The 20,606-nt window shown below is 41.9% G+C and carries 25 protein-coding genes and 1 pseudogene; 25 read left to right on the forward strand and 1 reads right to left on the reverse strand.

Annotated features, from left to right (window positions below; translation table 11 throughout):
• Nucleotides 1-56 precede the first annotated feature (56 nt).
• From darA to rsmI, 8 genes and pseudogenes are all read left to right on the forward strand, one after another.
• Entirely contained in the window at nucleotides 57-386 is a 330-nt protein-coding gene (darA, locus tag HC660_RS00205; protein WP_003218295.1) for a cyclic di-AMP receptor DarA, read from the forward strand.
• Between the two features lie 12 nt (nucleotides 387-398).
• Nucleotides 399-839, forward strand: a complete 441-nt coding sequence (locus HC660_RS00210) for a YaaR family protein (protein WP_168746746.1) — start codon at nucleotides 399-401, stop codon at nucleotides 837-839.
• Between the two features lie 11 nt (nucleotides 840-850).
• Entirely contained in the window at nucleotides 851-1,840 is a 990-nt protein-coding gene (gene holB, locus HC660_RS00215) for a DNA polymerase III subunit delta' (RefSeq protein ID WP_010332685.1), read from the forward strand.
• A gap of 2 nt (nucleotides 1,841-1,842) precedes the next feature.
• Nucleotides 1,843-2,670 (forward strand): competence/sporulation regulator complex protein RicT, encoded by an 828-nt coding sequence (gene ricT / locus HC660_RS00220; RefSeq protein WP_010332686.1) that lies wholly within the window; start codon nucleotides 1,843-1,845, stop codon nucleotides 2,668-2,670.
• 14 nt (nucleotides 2,671-2,684) lie between these two features.
• A complete protein-coding gene (gene yabA / locus HC660_RS00225; RefSeq protein ID WP_010332687.1) occupies nucleotides 2,685-3,044 on the forward strand; it encodes a DNA replication initiation control protein YabA in 360 nt (119 codons plus the stop codon).
• 60 nt (nucleotides 3,045-3,104) lie between these two features.
• Nucleotides 3,105-3,849 (forward strand): annotated as a pseudogene (locus HC660_RS00230) (tRNA1(Val) (adenine(37)-N6)-methyltransferase).
• The gene (locus HC660_RS00235) at nucleotides 3,836-4,135 is read left to right on the forward strand and encodes a GIY-YIG nuclease family protein (RefSeq protein ID WP_010332689.1); all 300 of its coding nucleotides are present in this window, start codon (nucleotides 3,836-3,838) and stop codon (nucleotides 4,133-4,135) included. The pseudogene HC660_RS00230 and the gene HC660_RS00235 overlap by 14 nt, the downstream one beginning before the upstream one ends.
• Complete coding sequence (gene rsmI, locus HC660_RS00240) at nucleotides 4,110-4,988, forward strand: 16S rRNA (cytidine(1402)-2'-O)-methyltransferase (RefSeq protein ID WP_168746747.1); 879 nt, start codon at nucleotides 4,110-4,112, stop codon at nucleotides 4,986-4,988. Before HC660_RS00235 ends, rsmI begins: the two co-directional genes overlap by 26 nt.
• A 49-nt stretch (nucleotides 4,989-5,037) precedes the next feature.
• Here rsmI and abrB read toward each other — a convergent pair whose 3' ends face one another.
• A complete protein-coding gene (abrB, locus tag HC660_RS00245; RefSeq protein WP_003226760.1) occupies nucleotides 5,038-5,328 on the reverse strand; it encodes a transition state genes transcriptional regulator AbrB in 291 nt (96 codons plus the stop codon).
• Between the two features lie 496 nt (nucleotides 5,329-5,824).
• On the opposite strand from abrB, the gene metG reads away from it, so the two are divergent.
• The 17 genes from metG (at nucleotide 5,825) to fin (ending at nucleotide 20,548) form a co-directional block, all read left to right on the forward strand.
• Nucleotides 5,825-7,819, forward strand: coding sequence for a methionine--tRNA ligase (metG, locus tag HC660_RS00250; protein WP_168746748.1), 1,995 nt, complete (start codon nucleotides 5,825-5,827; stop codon nucleotides 7,817-7,819).
• 78 nt (nucleotides 7,820-7,897) lie between these two features.
• On the forward strand, nucleotides 7,898-8,665 hold the full coding sequence (locus tag HC660_RS00255; RefSeq protein ID WP_168746749.1) for a TatD family hydrolase: 768 nt from the start codon (nucleotides 7,898-7,900) through the stop codon (nucleotides 8,663-8,665).
• 245 nt (nucleotides 8,666-8,910) lie between these two features.
• Entirely contained in the window at nucleotides 8,911-10,134 is a 1,224-nt protein-coding gene (locus tag HC660_RS00260) for a G5 and 3D domain-containing protein (RefSeq protein ID WP_229150235.1), read from the forward strand.
• A gap of 144 nt (nucleotides 10,135-10,278) precedes the next feature.
• Entirely contained in the window at nucleotides 10,279-10,839 is a 561-nt protein-coding gene (gene rnmV, locus HC660_RS00265) for a ribonuclease M5 (protein WP_168746751.1), read from the forward strand.
• On the forward strand, nucleotides 10,832-11,710 hold the full coding sequence (gene rsmA / locus HC660_RS00270; protein ID WP_168746752.1) for a 16S rRNA (adenine(1518)-N(6)/adenine(1519)-N(6))-dimethyltransferase RsmA: 879 nt from the start codon (nucleotides 10,832-10,834) through the stop codon (nucleotides 11,708-11,710). Before rnmV ends, rsmA begins: the two co-directional genes overlap by 8 nt.
• A gap of 160 nt (nucleotides 11,711-11,870) precedes the next feature.
• Nucleotides 11,871-12,743 (forward strand): sporulation-specific protease PrtG, encoded by an 873-nt coding sequence (gene prtG, locus HC660_RS00275; RefSeq protein ID WP_010332695.1) that lies wholly within the window; start codon nucleotides 11,871-11,873, stop codon nucleotides 12,741-12,743.
• 201 nt (nucleotides 12,744-12,944) lie between these two features.
• Nucleotides 12,945-13,205, forward strand: a complete 261-nt coding sequence (gene veg / locus HC660_RS00280) for a biofilm formation stimulator Veg (protein WP_010332696.1) — start codon at nucleotides 12,945-12,947, stop codon at nucleotides 13,203-13,205.
• 160 nt (nucleotides 13,206-13,365) lie between these two features.
• Entirely contained in the window at nucleotides 13,366-13,551 is a 186-nt protein-coding gene (locus HC660_RS00285) for a small, acid-soluble spore protein, alpha/beta type (protein ID WP_010332697.1), read from the forward strand.
• A gap of 147 nt (nucleotides 13,552-13,698) precedes the next feature.
• Complete coding sequence (gene ispE, locus HC660_RS00290) at nucleotides 13,699-14,568, forward strand: 4-(cytidine 5'-diphospho)-2-C-methyl-D-erythritol kinase (protein WP_010332698.1); 870 nt, start codon at nucleotides 13,699-13,701, stop codon at nucleotides 14,566-14,568.
• A 55-nt stretch (nucleotides 14,569-14,623) separates the two neighbouring features.
• Nucleotides 14,624-15,481, forward strand: coding sequence for a pur operon repressor (purR, locus tag HC660_RS00295; RefSeq protein WP_168746753.1), 858 nt, complete (start codon nucleotides 14,624-14,626; stop codon nucleotides 15,479-15,481).
• On the forward strand, nucleotides 15,478-15,855 hold the full coding sequence (gene ridA / locus HC660_RS00300) for a 2-iminobutanoate/2-iminopropanoate deaminase (protein ID WP_003226738.1): 378 nt from the start codon (nucleotides 15,478-15,480) through the stop codon (nucleotides 15,853-15,855). The genes purR and ridA overlap by 4 nt, the downstream gene beginning before the upstream one ends.
• 194 nt (nucleotides 15,856-16,049) lie before the next feature.
• Nucleotides 16,050-16,343, forward strand: coding sequence for a septation regulator SpoVG (gene spoVG, locus HC660_RS00305; protein WP_003218346.1), 294 nt, complete (start codon nucleotides 16,050-16,052; stop codon nucleotides 16,341-16,343).
• Nucleotides 16,344-16,534: 191 nt separating this feature from the next.
• On the forward strand, nucleotides 16,535-17,905 hold the full coding sequence (glmU, locus tag HC660_RS00310) for a bifunctional UDP-N-acetylglucosamine diphosphorylase/glucosamine-1-phosphate N-acetyltransferase GlmU (RefSeq protein ID WP_168746754.1): 1,371 nt from the start codon (nucleotides 16,535-16,537) through the stop codon (nucleotides 17,903-17,905).
• A gap of 22 nt (nucleotides 17,906-17,927) precedes the next feature.
• The gene (locus HC660_RS00315) at nucleotides 17,928-18,881 is read left to right on the forward strand and encodes a ribose-phosphate diphosphokinase (RefSeq protein WP_010332701.1); all 954 of its coding nucleotides are present in this window, start codon (nucleotides 17,928-17,930) and stop codon (nucleotides 18,879-18,881) included.
• Nucleotides 18,882-18,967: 86 nt separating this feature from the next.
• On the forward strand, nucleotides 18,968-19,585 hold the full coding sequence (locus HC660_RS00320) for a 50S ribosomal protein L25/general stress protein Ctc (RefSeq protein ID WP_168746755.1): 618 nt from the start codon (nucleotides 18,968-18,970) through the stop codon (nucleotides 19,583-19,585).
• A 105-nt stretch (nucleotides 19,586-19,690) separates the two neighbouring features.
• Nucleotides 19,691-20,257, forward strand: a complete 567-nt coding sequence (pth, locus tag HC660_RS00325) for an aminoacyl-tRNA hydrolase (protein ID WP_168746756.1) — start codon at nucleotides 19,691-19,693, stop codon at nucleotides 20,255-20,257.
• Nucleotides 20,258-20,317: 60 nt separating this feature from the next.
• The gene (gene fin / locus HC660_RS00330; protein ID WP_010332704.1) at nucleotides 20,318-20,548 is read left to right on the forward strand and encodes an anti-sigma-F factor Fin; all 231 of its coding nucleotides are present in this window, start codon (nucleotides 20,318-20,320) and stop codon (nucleotides 20,546-20,548) included.
• Nucleotides 20,549-20,606: the final 58 nt, after the last annotated feature.

The raw sequence follows: 20,606 nt of genomic DNA on the forward strand, positions 1-20,606 counted from the left end.
ATATAATAATGTAAACGAGATCATTGTTGTTTCCAATCTAAAGGAGGCCTTTACAGATGAAATTAATAGTGGCAGTTGTACAAGATCAGGACAGCAACCGACTTTTGAAAACTTTAACAGATCACAACTTTAGAGTCACAAAGCTTGCGACGACAGGAGGATTTCTTAAATCAGGCAATACAACGTTTATGATTGGTGTCGAGGATATACGCGTCGATAAAGCATTGAGTCTCATTAAAGAAAACGGACAGAAACGTGATCAGATGATTGCTCCTGTATCTCCAATGGGCGGAAATGCTGATTCATATGTCCCTTATCCAGTCGAAGTTGAAGTTGGCGGAGCGACAGTATTTGTCCTTCCAGTCGATGAATTTCATCAATTTTAAGGATTTGAAACTGTGAAAATCAATAAAGATATACGCACATTTATAGATAATAAGCAGCTTCCTTCTATGAAAACAGCTGAGATTTCAGCATCTTTTAAAACATCAATGGAGAACCAAAGCAGCAAATTAAAGTTTGATCAGCTGACCAGGCTGTTAACAGACATAGAAGCATTTGGGAAAAGACTGACGAAATCACGGAATTTTAAAGACTTGGCAAGATTTAAAGGGCTTGTGAAACGTTTTATCAAAGAAGCTGTTGACAGCGGCCTTTCACATGAAACGTCGAAAAGCTTTGACCTTTACGGAAACAGCAGAACACTGGGACTTGTGAAAGAAATAGACGAGAAATTGATAAAGCTTACAGAAGAGATGATGGATCTGGAAAAACCGGCAATTGATTTGCTGGAGCGTATTGGCGAAATAAAAGGTTTATTAATTAACCTTTACACATAGAGAGTGATACAATGGCAATATCCTGGAAGGAAATGACCGAGCTTCAGCCCAGAGTAATGAAGCTTTTATATAATAGTATTGAGAAGGACAGATTATCACACGCTTATTTATTTGAAGGCAAAAAAGGAACAGGCAAGCTGGAGGCCGCAATGCTTCTTGCGAAAAGCTTTTTTTGTCTGGAAGCCGGAGCAGAGCCCTGTGAGAACTGCAGAAATTGTAAGCGGATTGAGTCGGGGAACCACCCTGATCTCCATCTGGTACAGCCTGATGGATTATCGATTAAAAAGGCGCAAATTCAAGCGCTGCAAGAAGAGTTTTCAAAAACAGGGCTTGAATCGCATAAAAAGCTGTATATCATATCACATGCAGATCAAATGACGGCTAATGCGGCAAACAGCCTGCTGAAGTTTTTAGAGGAACCGAACAGAGACACAATGGCCATCCTTATCACTGAGCAGCCTCAAAGGTTATTGGATACCATCATTTCAAGATGCCAAACCCTTCCTTTTCAGCCTTTGCAGCCTAAAGCAATTGAAGACCGACTGATAGAACAGGACGTGTCGCCTTATATGGCGAGGCTCCTGGCGAACATGACCAACAATGTAGCAGAAGCAGTCGAATTAAGTCGAAATGATGAGTTTGCAGAGTCTAGAGCGAAAGTGATAAAATTGTATGAAGTCTTACACCAGCGGAAAGGACATGCCTTTTTCTTTATTCAAGATCAATGGATGCCCTTTTTCAAAGAAAAAACCCATCAAGAAATGGGTCTTGATATGCTCTTATTGATATATCGCGATGTGTTGTCCATCCAAATAGGAAATGAAGATAAATTGATTTATCAAGACTTATTCCAATCAATAAAACAGCATGCGCTACAATCAACACAACAAAGCGTTACGAACCAGATACTTGCTGTTTTAGAAGCAAAGAAACGGCTTCATTCCAATGTGAATGTGCAGGGATTAATGGAGCACTTGGTGTTAATGTTGCAGGAGGGATAAGCTTGTACAATGTAATTGGCGTCCGCTTTAAGAAAGCGGGTAAAATATATTATTTCGATCCGAATGGATTTCATATAGAACAAGACAGCTGCGTCATTGTAGAAACTGTCAGAGGCGTTGAGTACGGCCAGGTTGTTGTCGCGAATAAACAGGTGGATGAGCATGATGTTGTGCTTCCGCTTCGTAAAGTGATACGCGTGGCTGACGAGCGCGATCTTCTCATTGTAGAAGAAAATAAACAAGAAGCTTTATCAGCATTTGAAATATGTCAAAAGAAAGTAATAGATCACGGCTTGGATATGAAGCTGGTCGATGTGGAGTTTACGTTCGACCGCAATAAAGTGATTTTTTACTTCACTGCTGACGGCCGAGTAGACTTTAGAGAACTTGTAAAGGATTTAGCCTCCATCTTCAAAACAAGGATTGAGCTTCGCCAAATTGGAGTGAGAGATGAGGCAAAAATGCTCGGAGGAATTGGCCCTTGCGGCAGAATGCTTTGCTGTTCAACATTCCTCGGAGATTTTGAACCTGTGTCTATTAAGATGGCGAAGGATCAGAACTTATCTTTAAATCCAACAAAGATTTCTGGTCTTTGCGGACGTCTGATGTGCTGTCTGAAATACGAAAACGATGAGTATGAGACTGCAAAGGAACAGCTTCCGGATATAGGGGAAATGATTACGACAGCAAACGGGCCTGCGAAAGTCGTCGGGCTGAATATTCTGGAACGGGTGCTTCAGGTGGAACTGATGAACCGTGAAAAAGTGATAGAATATACTTGGGAAGAGCTCTTGGAAGAGGGCGTCGTATCCGCACAAACCACAGATTAACGAGGTGTGGAACCTTGGATAAAAAAGAGTTATTTGATACCGTCATTAACTTAGAAGAACAAATCGGCTCGCTTTACCGGCAGCTGGGGGATTTAAAGCAGCATATCGGTGAGATGATTGAAGAAAATCATCATCTACAGCTTGAAAATAAGCATTTGCGTAAACGGCTGGACGATACGACGCAACAGATTGAAAAGTTTAAAGCTGATAAAAAAGAATCAAAAACACAGAAGACAGAGCAAGCTGATATAGGGGAAGGATATGATAATCTGGCACGTCTGTATCAGGAAGGGTTCCATATCTGTAACGTCCACTATGGAAGCGTCAGAAAAGAAGATTGTCTCTTCTGTCTGTCATTCTTAAATAAAAAATAAGGAAAAAGGCTTCCGCATCAGACGGAAGCCTTTTTCAAAGGTGCTGGAAAGGATAAGAAAATGGTTTCATTACATGACGATGAAAGATTAGACTATTTGCTGGCAGAGGACATGAAGATCATACAAAGTCCAACGGTGTTTGCTTTTTCATTGGACGCTGTGCTTCTCTCCAAATTTGCTTATGTTCCGATTCAAAAAGGAAAAAATTTTTGATTTGTGCACTGGCAACGGCATTGTGCCACTGCTGCTGAGTACAAGGTCAAAAGCCAAAATTCTTGGAGTTGAAATTCAGGAAAGACTGCATGATATGGCTGTCCGCAGTGTGGCGTATAATGAGCTGCAGGATCAAATTCAAATCATACATGATGATCTGAAAAACATGCCTGAAAAGCTGGGGCATAATAGATATGATGTTGTTACCTGCAACCCGCCTTATTTTAAAACACCGAAACAGGCCGAACAAAATTTGAATGAGCACCTCCGTATCGCAAGACATGAAATTCACTGTACATTGGAAGATGTCATTTCTGTCAGCAGTAAATTGCTAAAGCAAGGCGGAAAGGCAGCGCTCGTTCACCGGCCGGGCCGGCTTCTCGAAATTTTTGAATTGATGAAGGCTTATCAAATTGAGCCGAAGCGTGTTCAGTTTGTCTATCCGAAACAAGGGAAGGAAGCCAATACCATTTTGGTTGAAGGCATAAAAGGCGGGCGGCCAGATTTGAAAATACTTCCTCCGCTGTTCGTGTATAACGAACAAAATGAATACACAAAAGAAATCAGGACCATTTTATATGGAGACAAATAACCATTTCTTTTATGTTGTACAGTGCAAAGACAACAGTTGGTATGCAGGGTATACCAACGATCTGCAGAAACGGCTGAAAACTCACAACGATGGAAAGGGCGCAAAGTATACAAAAGCGAGACGCCCGGTTGATTTAATTTTTGCTGAGGCATTTGCAACGAAGCGGGAAGCTATGCAGGCGGAATATTACTTTAAAAAACTGACCCGCAGAAAAAAAGAGCTTTATATAGAAGAAAAACGGAACAGCAAGGAGGCTGTATATGTTAAGGCGCCAGATGAGCTTTAATGGTAAGTCGGATATGGGGATTCTTTATTTGGTTCCGACACCTATCGGAAATTTAGAGGATATGACGTTTCGAGCGATCGAAACACTGAAATCAGTGGATGCGATTGCTGCAGAGGATACGAGGCAAACAAAAAAGCTTTGCCATGTATATGAAATTGAAACCCCGCTTGTCAGTTATCACGAACACAATAAAGAAAGCAGCGGCCACAAAATCATTGAATGGCTGAAGTCCGGGAAGGACATAGCGCTGGTCAGTGACGCCGGGCTGCCGACAATTTCTGATCCGGGAGCGGAAATCGTCAAGGACTTTACAGAAATGGGCGGTTATGTTGTTCCTCTGCCGGGGGCCAATGCCGCATTAACAGCGCTTATCGCTTCAGGAATTGTACCGCAGCCTTTCTTTTTCTACGGATTTCTCAACAGGCAGAAAAAAGAAAAGAAGAAAGAACTCGATGTCCTCAAAAAACGACAAGAAACGATTGTTTTTTATGAAGCACCTCACCGATTGAAGGAAACCTTGTCTGTGATGTTAGAGATATTAGGAGACCGGGACATTGCGGTGACGCGTGAACTTACTAAGAAATATGAAGAGTTTATAAGAGGAACGATATCAGAAGTGATAGACTGGGCAAATGAGGATCAGATCCGCGGAGAGTTTTGTCTTGTGGTCGAGGGCAATAACTCTGAGGAACAAGATGAAGAAACACATTGGTGGGAGAACCTCTCTGCAAAAGAACATGTCGAGCATTACATCTCAAAGGGAGCAACCTCAAAAGAAGCCATTAAAAAAGCGGCCGTAGATCGTAACGTCCCAAAACGTGAAATGTATGATGCATACCATATTCAGCAATAAAAAAAACGTTCTTGTGTCATAACAAGAACGTTTTTTGTGTAAAAAATGATTATTTAAGGTTTTGAAGCTGGTTTTGGATTTCGCTGATGATTTGCTCAGCGCCTTCTTTGCTTAGTACCAATTTGCCGCCGGCAAGTTTAAGGTTATCGTCAGAAACTTCACCAGTTACTTGGCAAGTCATGTTTGGTTTATATTTTTTAAGGATGATTTTTTCATCATCAACATAAATTTCAAGAGCATCTTTTTCTGCGATTCCAAGAGTACGACGCAATTCGATAGGAATCACTACACGTCCTAATTCATCAACTTTACGTACAATACCAGTAGATTTCATAAACATTCTCCTCCCAAGAGATAATTATTGTTTAAGTTATATTTTTCTTCGTCATTATTCGACAAAATCCTTACCTTCATAGCATAACAAGGTTTCCAATAATCGTCAATCCTTTTGTTTACTATTGATTGTAAGATTTAGTTCTTATAGTCAGTAATGGCTTTGAAACTACCGGATTAACAGCATTTTATAATTTTCTAATAAAGCTATTATCCTATGAAAAATCCTTTTAAATCAAGACTTTCGAACCAAGGTTTTTTATACCGTATGATTATATACGACAAAATTCGACATGAACAGACTTTTTTTATTTTTATTAAAGGTTTTTAATTTTAATTATTCTTTTTAGGGGCATACGTATATATCCTTGATCTTAAAGGCTAAGATGGTATCATAGATAAAGGATAAATATAAAAATAGGTAATCATATATGTTTTGCACTTTTCGCCGCTCTCGTCCTTTGGGCGGGAGCTTTTTGACATTCTGATTGGGAGGTTTCAAGATGCCGCAAGAAAACAATACATTTTACATTACAACACCGATTTATTATCCGAGCGGAAAATTACATATCGGCCATGCGTATACAACAGTCGCTGGTGACGCAATGGCACGCTACAAACGATTAAAAGGCTTTGATGTGCGCTATTTAACGGGAACGGATGAGCATGGGCAGAAGATCCAACAAAAAGCTGAACAGGAAAACATTACGCCTCAAGAGTATGTGGATCGCGCAGCGGCAGATATTCAGAAACTGTGGAAACAGCTTGAAATCTCAAACGATGACTTTATCCGCACAACTGAAAAACGGCATAAAGTTGTCATAGAAAAGGTGTTCCAAAAGCTTCTTGAAAACGGGGACATCTATCTTGATGAATACGAGGGCTGGTACAGTATTCCTGATGAAACATACTACACGGAAACTCAGCTTGTAGATATTGAACGAAATGAAAAGGGTGAGGTTATTGGCGGGAAAAGCCCTGACAGCGGCCACCCTGTCGAATTGATCAAAGAGGAATCCTATTTCTTCCGTATGGGGAAATATGCTGACCGTCTTTTGAAATTCTATGAAGAAAATCCAACCTTCATTCAGCCGGAGTCACGTAAAAACGAGATGATTAACAACTTCATCAAACCCGGCCTTGAGGATTTAGCTGTTTCACGCACCACATTTGACTGGGGTGTGAGGGTGCCGGAAAATCCAAAACATGTTGTATATGTTTGGATCGACGCACTATTCAACTATTTAACAGCACTCGGTTATGATACAGAAAATGATGAGCTTTATCAAAAATATTGGCCAGCCGATGTTCATTTAGTTGGTAAGGAAATTGTACGGTTCCATACCATTTATTGGCCGATCATGCTAATGGCTCTGGACCTTCCGTTGCCGAAGCAAGTATTTGCGCATGGCTGGCTTTTGATGAAAGATGGAAAAATGTCGAAATCCAAAGGGAATGTTGTTGATCCAGTCACGCTCATCGAACGCTACGGTTTAGACGAGCTTCGTTATTACCTGCTTCGTGAAGTGCCATTTGGATCTGACGGTGTTTTCACGCCGGAAGGTTTTGTTGAACGAATTAACTATGACTTAGCGAATGATTTAGGTAACCTTTTGAATCGTACTGTTGCCATGATCAATAAATACTTTGACGGGCAAATCGGTTCTTATAAAGGTGCCGTAACGGAATTTGACCAGACGCTCTCTTCCGTGGCTGAGGAAACAGTGAAATCCTATGAAAAAGCAATGGAAAAGATGGAATTCTCGGTCGCTCTTTCAACATTATGGCAGTTGATCAGCCGAACTAATAAATACATTGACGAAACGGCTCCATGGGTTCTTGCCAAAGATCCTGAAAAAGAAAAAGAACTGCAGTCGGTTATGTATCACCTTGCTGAATCATTGCGTATTTCAGCCGTACTGCTTCAGCCGTTCCTGACAAAAACACCGGTAAAAATGTTTGAGCAGCTGGGCATCACGGATGATGCTTTAAAAGCCTGGGACAGCATTACAGCTTTCGGTCAGCTTAAAGACACAAAAGTACAAAAAGGCGAGCCTTTATTCCCACGTTTAGAAGCAGAAGAAGAAATTGCGTACATTAAAGGGAAAATGCAGGGCTCAGCTCCAGCTAAAAAAGAGAAAAAAGAAGAAGAGCCGCAAGAGGTCGACCGTTTACCTGAAATTACGATTGATCAGTTCATGAATGTAGAACTTCGTGTGGCAGAGGTTATAGAAGCAGAGCCGGTGAAAAAAGCAGATCGTTTACTGAAACTCCAGCTTGACCTTGGCTTTGAGAAACGCCAAGTCGTTTCCGGTATTGCAAAACATTATAAACCTGAACAGCTTATTGGAACAAAACTCGTATGTGTAACAAATCTAAAACCGGTTAAGCTGAGAGGAGAGCTCTCTCAAGGAATGATCCTTGCAGGAGAAGCAGACGGCGTATTAAAAGTCGTATCCATCGACCAGTCCTTACCGAAGGGCACAAGAATTAAATAATGATAAACAAAAGGTGTTTCACGTGTAACAATTCGTCGAACACCTTTTGTGTTTCGACAAGAAAGGAGTTTTTCATTTATGTTATTTGACACACATGCGCATTTAAATGCAGAACAATACAATACAGATCTAGAAGAGGTTATTGAGCGGGCGAAAGCTGAAAAAGTGGACCGGATTGTAGTCGTCGGTTTTGACCGGCCGACCATTACCCGGGCGATGGAAATGATTGAGGAATATGATTTTATATATGCTGCCATCGGCTGGCACCCAGTTGACGCCATTGACATGACAGAGGAAGATTTGGCTTGGATTAAAGAGCTTTCTGCTCATGAAAAAGTGGTAGCGATAGGTGAAATGGGTCTGGATTATCATTGGGATAAATCTCCTAAAGATGTTCAAAAAGAAGTATTTAGAAAACAAATTGCCCTCGCAAAAGAGGTCAATCTCCCTATTATTATCCACAACCGTGATGCAACAGAGGATGTCGTTACCATTTTGAAAGAGGAAGGCGCAGACGAAGTCGGCGGCATCATGCATTGTTTTACGGGCAGTATTGAAGTGGCAAGAGAATGTATGAAGATGAATTTTTATTTGTCATTTGGCGGTCCTGTCACCTTCAAAAATGCGAAGAAACCAAAGGAAGTTGTAAAGGAAATTCCGAATGATAGGCTGCTGATTGAAACTGACTGTCCGTTTCTTACCCCAACTCCTTTTCGAGGGAAAAGAAATGAGCCAAGCTATGTGAAATATGTGGCAGAACAGATTGCTGAACTAAGAGGGACAACCTTTGAAGAAATTGCATCAATTACGACTGAAAATGCAAAAAGACTTTTCCGTATGAACTGACAAAAAACGCTAGCGGGTTTTGTAAGAGCTTGTCCGTTCCGGGGTTTTTCCATAAATGTTCTACATGCTTTCTTCTCCTCATAGGATAGGTTTGTCGACAAGTCTTTCTTCCGTTTCTCGGTGTGTTTCAGGATAATGAAGAAGACACTGAGCTTTTAGGGGAAGGAGAAGGGAGGGTTGACAGCCTTTTAGATACTCTATATAATCTCTCCGAGGAGAAGGAGGCGTTTTTCATCACACAAAAAATGAAAAAGCTGTTTTCCGTAAAGCTTAGCAAAAGCAAAGTCATTCTGGTTGCTGCTTGTTTGCTGCTGGCGGGAGGCGGGACTGCGTACGCAGCTCATGAGCTGACGAAACAATCAGTCTCAGTTTCTATCAACGGCAAGAAGAAAAATATACGCACACATGCAAAAACAGTCGGTGATCTTTTAGAAGCACTTGATATAAAGACAAGAGATGAAGACAAGATCACACCTGCTAAACAGACACAGATAACAGCAGATATGAATGTTGTGTATGAGGCTGCAAAACCTGTGAAGCTTACTTTAAACGGGAAAGAAAAGACATTATGGTCAACAGCAAAAACGGTCGGTGCATTACTGGACGAACAAGATGTTGATGTAAAAGAACACGATCAGATTGATCCCGCAATAGATACAGAAGTTTCGAAAGACATGAAAATTAACATAGAACCTGCGTTCCAAGTCACTGTGAATGATGCAGGGAAAGAAAAGAAGATCTGGACGACTTCGACTACGGTCGCTGACTTTTTAAAACAGCAAAAGATGAACATAAAAGACGAAGATAAAATCAAGCCTGCGTTAGATGAAAAGCTAACGAAAGGAAAGGCTGATATTACAATAACTCGTATCGAAAAGGTCACCGATGTAGTTGAAGAGAAAATAGCGTTTGATGTGAAAAAACAAGAAGACGCTTCTCTTGAAAAAGGGCAAGAAAAGGTCGTCCAAAAAGGAAAAGAAGGCAAGCTCAAAAAACATTATGAAGTCGTAAAGGAAAACGGCGAAGAAGTTTCCAGAGAGCTTGTAAAAGAAGAAACAGCCGAGCAAAGCAAAGATAAAGTGGTTGCGATCGGCACAAAGCAAAGCAGTCCGAAGATTGAAAAGGTCAGTGCTTCCGGCGATTCAAAACCAGTTGTGTCTCGGAGCAATGAATCAACAGGTAAAGTCATGACAGTATCATCTACAGCTTATACGGCAAGCTGCAGCGGATGTTCAGGACATACGGCTACAGGCGTTAATCTGAAGAATAATCCTAATGCAAAAGTCATCGCAGTAGATCCAAATGTCATTCCGCTAGGCTCAAAAGTCCACGTTGAAGGATATGGATACGCCGTTGCTGCTGATACGGGCTCAGCGATTAAAGGGAATAAAATAGACGTCTTTTTCCCTGAGAAATCATCGGCTTACCGATGGGGAAATAAAACAGTCAAAATTAAAATCTTGAATTAATATATACTTATCTATACAGAGGGTTTTGCGCCCTCTGTTTTTTTCGTTATAATAGACGAAGTGTATTTTCTGCTTATTAGACGCTCGACATATGAAAAAGTTTCATCAATATACAAAAGTTTTTATTTTGTCTTGGAGGAAATAATGAAAATTAAAGAGATCATTGTGGTCGAGGGGCGTGACGATACGGCCCGCATCAAATTGGCTGTTGATGCAGACACAATTGAAACAAATGGTTCAGCCATCGGTGATCATGTGATTGAACAAATCCGTTTGGCTCAGGAAACCAGAGGCGTTATCATCTTAACGGACCCGGATTTCCCGGGAGAAAAAATACGCAAAACTATTTCCGAGGCTGTACCCGGCTGTAAGCATGCATTTTTGCCAAAGCACCTTGCGAAACCTAAAAACAAACGGGGAATTGGCGTAGAACACGCATCAATTGAAAGCATCCGGGCATGTTTAGAAAACGTGCATGAAGAAATGGAAGCTCAGCCGAGTGAAATTTCTGCTGAAGACCTAATTCACGCCGGGCTGATTGGCGGATCTGAAGCAAAACGCCGCCGTGAACGTCTTGGTGAGCTGCTGAAAATCGGATATACAAATGGCAAACAGCTTCAAAAACGGCTGCAAATGTTTCAAATTAAAAAAAGTGATTTTATGAGTGCGCTCGATACCGTCATGCGGGAGGAACAGGATGAATAAAGATATTGCGACACCGATAAGAACGAAAGAGATACTAAAAAAATACGGTTTTTCTTTTAAAAAGAGTTTGGGGCAGAATTTCTTAATTGATACGAACATTTTAGACAGAATTGTCGACCACGCCGAAGTGACGGAGAAAACCGGTGTCATTGAAATCGGCCCGGGGATCGGGGCTTTGACTGAACAGCTTGCCAAGCGGGCAAAAAAGGTCGTGGCATTTGAAATTGATCAGCGTTTATTGCCGATCCTTAAAGACACGCTCTCCCCATATGACAATGTCACTGTCATTCATCAAGACGTACTTAAGGCAGACGTGAGATCGGTCATTGAAGAGCAATTTAAAGACTGTGATGAGGTGATGGTTGTAGCCAACCTACCTTATTATGTGACAACGCCGATTATCATGAAGCTGCTTGAAGAAAACCTCCCGCTGAAAGGGATTGTCGTTATGCTGCAAAAGGAAGTAGCTGAACGTATGGCTGCTGATCCTTCATCTAAGGAGTACGGTTCACTTTCTATTGCTGTGCAATTTTATACAGAAGCCAAAACGGTGATGATCGTTCCGAAAACGGTATTTGTTCCTCAGCCTAATGTAGATTCAGCAGTCATTCGGCTGATTCGCCGCGACGGCCCGGCAGTGGATGTAGAAAACGAAGCCTTTTTCTTTCAGTTAATTAAGGCGAGCTTTGCTCAGCGCCGCAAAACGTTGCTTAATAACTTAGTGAACAATCTGCCTGATGGTAAAGCAAAAAAACCAATGATTGAGCAAGTACTGGAAGAAACGAATATTGACGGCAAGCGCCGAGGTGAATCCTTGTCTATTGAGGAATTCGCTGCGCTGTCTAACGGATTGTACAAAGCCCTTTTCTAAAAGGGCTTTTTGTTTTCGCACCACATGGACTGCCGCTACATAGGCTAGAGAAGGACCTTAAATTCAATGATAAGAAAAACTTGCACTCAGCGAAAAAAGGCGCTTTTCTCAAGGCTCTTTCTTTCATGATGAGGCTTAGTCTATGTGTGGAGTGAGGAACGTGCAATTTAAAATAGGGGATATGGTAGCCAGAAAATCCTATCAAATGGATGTTTTGTTTCGCATATTAGCGATAGAACAAACAAGTACAGGGAATTCAATTGCCATTTTGCATGGTGACGAAGTCAGGCTGATTGCTGATGCGGATTTTTCTGATTTGGTGGCTGTGCAAAAAGATGAGCAGCTGATGCGAAAAAAGAAAGATGAGAGCAGAATGAATGAATCACTTGAGCTGCTCCGTCAGGATTATAAGTTGCTGAGAGAGAAACAGGAGTACTATGCAACAAGCCAGTACCAGCATCAGGAGCATTATTTTCATATGCCGGGCAAGGTACTTCATATGGACGGTGATGAGGCGTATTTGAAAAAATGCCTGAGTGTCTATAAAAAGATCGGTGTGCCGGTTTACGGCATTCATTGTCACGAAAAGAAAATGTCTGCTTCTATAGAAGAATTGCTCGACAAATATCGACCTGACATCCTGGTGATTACCGGCCATGATGCATACTCGAAGCAAAAGGGCGGCATTGACGATTTGAGCGCATACAGACATTCGAAACACTTTGTCGAAACCGTTCAGAAAGCCCGAAAAAAAATCCCTCACTTAGATCAGCTAGTTATTTTTGCGGGGGCTTGCCAATCCCATTTTGAATCACTTATAAGAGCGGGAGCCAATTTCGCGAGTTCTCCTTCAAGAGTAAACATCCATGCTCTTGATCCTGTATATATCGTGGCGAAAATCAGCTTTACGCCTTTTATGGAAAGAGTCAACGTATGGGAAGTGCTCCGGAATACACTGACAAGAGAGAAAGGGCTTGGAGGCATTGAAACAAGAGGAGTATTGAGGGTCGGAATGCCTTATAAGTCCAATTAGCCCCGGATAGATGATTTATTCGGGGTTTTTATTTTACATAATGATACATAATTTACCGAAACTTGCGGAAAATATTTGAGGAATCATAGAATTTTGTCAAAATAATTTTGTTGACAACGTCTTATTAACGTTGATATAATTTAAATTTTATTTGACAAAAATAGGCTCGTGTTGTACAATAAATGTAGTGAGGTGGATGCAATGGCGAAGACGTTGTCCGATATTAAAAGGTCGCTTGATGGGAATTTAGGTAGAAGGCTGACGTTAAAAGCAAACGGTGGCCGCCGAAAAACGATTGAGCGTTCGGGCATTTTAGCTGAGACGTACCCTGCTGTTTTTGTGATACAACTAGATCAAGACGAGAACTCGTTTGAAAGAGTTTCATACAGTTATGCTGATATTTTGACTGAGACTGTTGAACTGACATTTAATGATGACGCAGCAAGCTCAGTAGCATTTTAACGGGCAGTGAACTTTTTGTTTACTGCTTTTTGTTTTGTCTTTTTTGATTTCCATTAATTCTCTCGATACTTTCACTGACATTAAACAAAAGATAAAAACGGTCACATTTTATCGTGACGTGCACGAATCGTTATCATCTCTAAAAAAGGGGTTGTTTCGTTTGGGCAGACGTCGTGGAGTTATGTCAGATGAGTTTAAATATGAGCTGGCTAAGGACCTTGGTTTTTACGACACTGTAAAAAATGAAGGTTGGGGAGGCATTCGTGCCCGCGATGCCGGTAACATGGTAAAACGGGCAATTGAAATCGCCGAACAGCAGATGGCTCAGAATCAGAATAACCGATAAGGAATGTGACCCGGGGGACGTATGGTTCCCCGGTTTTTGATTTTGGTTGTAAATACATAATAGCTCCAATATGGATATGTTCATCCCGCACTTCAAATGTGATACAATGTTCATACTTATGTTTAGATGGAGAAGTAGGTGAAAGCTATGCGTATTTTAGAAAAAGCGCCAGCCAAGATCAATCTGTCACTCGACGTTACCCGAAAACGCCCGGATGGTTATCATGAAGTCGAAATGATTATGACGACAATTGATTTAGCGGATCGGATTGAATTGACGGAGCTGGCAGAAGATGTAGTAAGGGTTTCATCCCACAACCGCTTTGTGCCCGATGATCAGAGAAACTTAGCTTATCAGGCTGCCAAGCTCGTCAAAGACAGATACAACGTGAAAAAGGGAGTTGCCATCATGATCACGAAGGTGATTCCCGTGGCTGCCGGCCTTGCCGGCGGAAGCAGTGATGCGGCCGCAACGCTCAGAGGACTGAACAGACTGTGGAATTTAAATCTTTCTGCAGAAACGCTGGCGGAGCTGGGAGCGGAAATTGGCTCAGACGTCTCGTTTTGCGTCTATGGCGGAACTGCGCTTGCCACTGGACGCGGTGAAAAGATCAAACACATCAGCCCGCCTCCGCATTGCTGGGTCATTTTGGCGAAGCCAACAATTGGAGTTTCTACGGCCGAGGTCTACAGACAGCTGAAGCTTGATGAGGTGGAACACCCGGATGTAAACGGTATGATTGACGCGATTGAGGAAAAGAGCTTTCAAAACATGTGCAGCCGTTTGGGGAATGTGCTTGAGTCTGTAACGCTTGATATGCATCCAGAAGTCGCGATGATCAAAAACCAGATGAAACGCTTTGGCGCAGATGCCGTGTTAATGAGCGGAAGCGGTCCGACTGTGTTTGGACTGGTTCAATATGAGTCTAAGGTACAGAGGATTTATAACGGGTTAAGAGGCTTCTGCGATCAGGTATATGCAGTGAGAATGATCGGCGAACAGAACGCTCTTGATTAAATCCGTATGTTAAGTTATATTGATCTTAAAATATTCGGATTTTGGGGGTAAGTTCATGAAGTTTCGTCGCAGCGGCAGATTGGTGGACTTAACAAATTATTTGTTAACCCATCCGCACGAGTTAATACCGTTAACCTTTTTTTCTGAGCGGTATGAATCTGCAAAATCATCGATCAGTGAAGATTTAACAATTATAAAGCAAACCTTTGAGCAGCAAGGGATCGGTACTTTGCTTACTGTTCCCGGTGCTGCCGGAGGTGTCAAATATATTCCGAAAATGAAGCAGGCTGAAGCTGAAGAATTCGTTCAGACCCTTGGACAGTCATTGGCAAATCCTGAGCGTATCCTTCCGGGCGGTTATGTGTATCTAACGGATATCTTAGGAAAGCCATCTGTTCTCTCCAAGGTTGGCAAGCTGTTTGCTTCTGTATTTGCAGACCGCGAAATTGACGTTGTCATGACCGTTGCCACGAAAGGCATCCCTCTCGCGTATGCAGCTGCGAGTTATCTGAATGTGCCTGTCGTCATTGTGCGCAAGGATAACAAGGTAACTGAGGGCTCCACGGTCAGCATTAATTACGTGTCAGGCTCCTCAAATCGCATTCAAACGATGTCACTTGCAAAAAGAAGCATGAAGACGGGTTCAAACGTACTCATTATTGATGACTTTATGAAAGCAGGCGGCACAATTAATGGTATGATTAGCCTGTTGGATGAGTTTAATGCGAATGTAGCGGGGATCGGCGTCTTGGTCGAAGCCGAAGGAGTAAATGAACGTCTTGTTGATGAGTATATGTCACTTCTAACTCTTTCAACGATCAACATGAAAGATAAGTCCATTGAAATCCAGAATGGCAATTTTCTGCGTTTTTTTAAAGACAATCTTTTGAAGAATGGAGAGACAGAATCATGACAAAAGCAGTCCACACAAAACATGCCCCAGCGGCAATCGGACCTTACTCACAAGGGATCATCGTCAATAATATGTTTTACAGCTCAGGCCAAATTCCTTTGACGCCTTCAGGTGAAATGGTGAACGGTGATATTAAGGAGCAGACGCATCAAGTGTTCAGCAACTTAAAAGCGGTGTTGGAAGAAGCAGGTGCTTCTTTTGAAACAGTTGTAAAGGCAACTGTGTTTATCGCGGACATGGAACAGTTTGCGGAAGTGAACGAAGTGTACGGGCAATATTTTGACACGCACAAACCGGCGAGATCTTGCGTTGAAGTTGCGAGACTTCCAAAGGATGCATTAGTCGAAATCGAAGTGATTGCGTTAGTAAAATAATAAGAAAAGTGATTCTGGGTTTGCTCGGAATCACTTTTTTAATTACCTTATGCCTGAAATAAAAGCGTTATGACCTAATTGTGTATTTATATCCTAATTTTTCAAAAAATATTTTAAAAAACAGCAGGAATTCAGAAAAAATCGTGGAATTGATACACTAATGCTTTTATATAGGGAAAAGGTGGTGAACTACTGTGGAAGTTACTGACGTAAGATTACGCCGCGTGAATACCGATGGTCGCATGAGAGCGATTGCATCCATCACGCTGGATCACGAATTTGTCGTACATGATATTCGTGTGATTGATGGAAACAATGGTCTTTTCGTTGCGATGCCGAGTAAACGCACCCCTGATGGAGAGTTCCGCGATATTGCTCATCCTATTAATTCAAGCACGCGTGGAAAGATTCAAGATGCCGTGTTAAATGAGTATCATCGTCTGGGTGACACTGAAGCATTAGAATTCGAAGAAGCTGGAGCTTCTTAAAAAATAACCAAAAAGCAAGGACTGCTGATGGGGCTGAGACAAGCCTTTTTCCGGCAGTCCTTTTTTAATTCTGATTTTTCAAACTAAAATGCACCAATAGAAAATTCTTGCACTTCATGAAGTCTCCTTGAAATCAACTGATATTTAGGATATATTTTTCTATGGATAAAAGGGATATTGGAGGCCATTAAATGGATAAGCGGTTTGCAGTTGTTTTAGCGGCTGGACAAGGAACGAGAATGAAATCAAAGCTTTATAAAGTCCTTCATCCAGTTTGTGGTAAGCCTATGGTAGAGCACGTCGTAGACGAAGCTTTAAAGCTATCTTTAACGAAGCTTGTCACGATTGTCGGACATGGTGCGGAAGAAGTGAAAAAGCAGCTTGGTGATAAAAGCGAGTATGCGCTTCAAGCAGAACAGCTTGGCACTGCTCATGCTGTAAAACAGGCACAGCCATTTCTTGCTGACGAAAAAGGTGTAACGATTGTCATTTGCGGAGATACGCCGCTTTTAACAGCGGAGACAATGGAAGCGATGCTGAAAGAACATACACAAAAAGAAGCAAAAGCTACAATCTTGACTGCTGTTGCAGAAGATCCGACTGGATACGGCCGAATCATTCGCGGTGAGGGCGGAGCGGTTCAAAAAATCGTGGAGCACAAGGACGCTTCAGAAGAAGAACGTCTTGTGACTGAAATTAATACTGGAACGTATTGTTTTGATAATGAAGCTCTATTCCGGGCCATTGACCAAGTATCGAACGATAATGTTCAAGGCGAGTATTATTTACCGGATGTGATAGAGATCCTCAAAAATGAAGGCGAAACTGTTGCCGCTTACCAGACTGGTAACTTCCAAGAAACGCTCGGAGTTAATGATAGAGTTGCTCTTTCTCAGGCTGAATTGTTTATGAAAGAGCGGATTAATAAACGGCATATGCAAAATGGTGTTACGCTGATTGACCCGATGAATACGTATATTTCTCCTGAAGCTGTCATCGGAAGCGATACTGTGATTTATCCTGGAACTGTGATTAAAGGTGAGGTGCAAATCGGAGAAGATACGATTATCGGCCCTCATACTGAGATTATGAATAGTTCCATTGGAAGCCGTACTGTGATTAAACAATCGGTAGTCAACAACAGTAAAGTGGGGAATGATGTAAACATAGGACCTTTTGCTCACATCAGACCTGATTCTGTCATCGGGAATGAAGTGAAGATCGGGAATTTTGTTGAAATCAAAAAGACGCAATTCGGAGACCGAAGCAAGGCTTCTCATTTAAGCTATGTCGGGGATGCCGAAGTAGGCAAAGACGTCAACTTGGGCTGCGGTTCAATTACTGTTAATTATGATGGAAAGAATAAATATTTAACGAAAATTGAAGACGGCGCATTTATCGGCTGCAACTCCAATTTGGTTGCCCCTGTCACAGTCGGAGAAGGCGCTTATGTAGCGGCAGGCTCAACTGTTACGGAAGATGTACCTGGAAAAGCACTTGCTATCGCCAGAGCGAGACAAGTAAATAAAGACGATTATGTGAAAAAAATTCATAAAAAATAATCCTAAATTCGGAGGTTTATCCATGTCTAATCAATACGGAGATAAGAATTTAAAGATTTTTTCTTTGAATTCTAATCCAGAGCTTGCAAAAGAAATCGCAGATATAGTTGGAGTTCAATTAGGGAAGTGTTCTGTCACAAGATTTAGTGATGGGGAAGTCCAAATTAATATCGAAGAAAGTATTCGCGGATGTGACTGTTACATCATCCAGTCTACAAGTGACCCCGTTAACGAGCATATTATGGAACTGTTGATTATGGTAGATGCGTTGAAACGCGCTTCAGCAAAAACCATTAACATTGTGATTCCTTACTACGGTTATGCGCGTCAAGACAGAAAAGCTAGATCCCGTGAGCCAATCACAGCAAAACTTTTCGCAAACCTGCTTGAGACTGCCGGTGCGACTCGTGTCATCGCGCTTGATCTGCATGCACCGCAAATTCAAGGATTCTTTGATATACCGATTGACCACTTAATGGGTGTTCCGATTTTAGGAGAATATTTTGAAGGCAAAAACCTTGAAGATATCGTCATTGTTTCACCAGACCACGGCGGTGTGACACGCGCCCGCAAGCTGGCTGACAGACTAAAAGCGCCGATTGCGATCATTGATAAGCGCCGTCCGAGACCGAATGTGGCAGAAGTCATGAATATTGTCGGTAATATCGAAGGGAAGATCGCTATTCTTATCGATGATATCATTGATACAGCCGGCACCATTACACTTGCAGCTAATGCGCTTGTTGAAAATGGAGCAAAAGAAGTATATGCATGCTGTACACATCCGGTACTATCAGGACCTGCTGTAGAACGAATTAATAACTCAACAATTAAAGAGCTTGTTGTGACAAACAGCATCAAGCTCCCTGAAGAAAAGAAAATTGAACGGTTTAAGCAGCTTTCAGTCGGACCGCTTCTGGCTGAAGCGATTATTCGCGTTCATGAGCAACAATCTGTCAGCTACCTGTTCAGCTAAACCGATGTTTTAAAAGGTTTAAACCTTTATCGTTTTGGGTATTGTTTCTAATAAGACAATAAAACGATAATAGGATGGTGCTGAATATGGCAACGTTAACGGCAAAAGAAAGAACAGGTTTCACCCGTTCGTCTCTTCGGGATATCCGTACTTCAGGACATGTTCCAGGTATCATATATGGAAAAGACACGGAAAACAAACCGGTATCCTTAGACAGTGTGGAACTTATTAAAACACTGAGGGACGAAGGCAAGAATACAGTCCTTACTCTTGACGTCAACGGAGAGAAGCACGCTGTCATGGTAACAGAGCTGCAAACGGACCCGCTGAAAAATGAGGTCACTCATGCTGACTTCCAAGTCGTTAATATGAGTGAGGAAATTGAAGTGGAAGTGCCGATTCATCTGACTGGAGAAGCAATTGGAGTGAAAAATGGAGGCGTATTGCAGCAGCCGCTTTACGCTCTTACTGTGAAGGCTAAGCCAAAAGCAATTCCGCAATCAATCGAGGCAGACATTTCTGGTCTTGATGTAAATGATGTACTCACGATTGAGGACTTGCCTGCTGGCGGTGACTACTCCTTTAATCACGAATCAGATGAGGTTGTGGCTTCCATTCTTCCTCCGCAGCAGCAGGATGCTGCAGAAACAGATGCTGAGGAAACTGCCGATGCTCAGCCTGAAGGTGAAAACAAAGATCAATAATAGCTTAAGGCGTAACCCTCCCGCGGTTACGTCTTTTGTGCTAGAATGAGAAGAATTATAGCCCGTATTAGAGCGGGAGCTTATGTGACTAAGGGAGGATTTTCCATGCTTGTAATTGCCGGCCTCGGAAACCCGGGAAAGAACTATGAAAATACACGGCATAATGTCGGATTTATGGCAATAGACCAGCTTTCGAAGGAATGGAATATTGAGCTGAACCAGAGCAAATTTAACGGATTATATGGAACCGGATTTGTTTCCAGCAAAAAGGTTCTACTTGTTAAACCGCTTACATATATGAATTTATCAGGAGAATGTTTGCGGCCTTTAATGGATTATTATGATGTAGACAACGAAGATTTAAAAGTTATTTATGATGACCTTGATCTGCCGACTGGCAAGATCCGTCTAAGAACGAAAGGCAGTGCGGGCGGGCATAATGGCATCAAATCACTGATCCAGCATCTCGGAACGCCTGAGTTTGATCGCATCCGCATCGGAATCGGGCGGCCTGTGAACGGGATGAAGGTGGTTGATTATGTTTTAGGCACTTTTTCAAAGGATGAAACACCAGCAATTGAAGAAGCGATTGAAAGGTCCGTTAAGGCTTGTGAGGCTTCTCTCAGCAAACCGTTTTTAGAGGTTATGAACGAATTCAACGCGAAGGTATAAAATACATAATCAGAGTCCATACTACACCAAAATGACTTTTTCATCAGGAGGGTCCCTTGTATGGCTTTGCATTATTATTGTCGTCATTGCGGAGTAAAAGTTGGAAGTCTGGAATCTTCCATGGTATCGACAAATTCACTTGGGTTTCACCACTTAACAAACGAGGAAAGAAACGATATGATTTCATATAAAGACAATGGAGATGTCCATGTTCATACCATATGTGAAGATTGCCAAGAGGCACTTGAACGAAATCCGCATTACCACGAACATCACACATTTATTCAATAAAAAGCTTTGGTGTAGACACTAGACCAAAGCGTTTTTCTGTTCTTACAGAAAACAGAGA

The sequence above is a fragment of the Bacillus mojavensis genome, assembly GCF_012648005.1.
Lineage (GTDB): Bacteria > Bacillota > Bacilli > Bacillales > Bacillaceae > Bacillus > Bacillus mojavensis.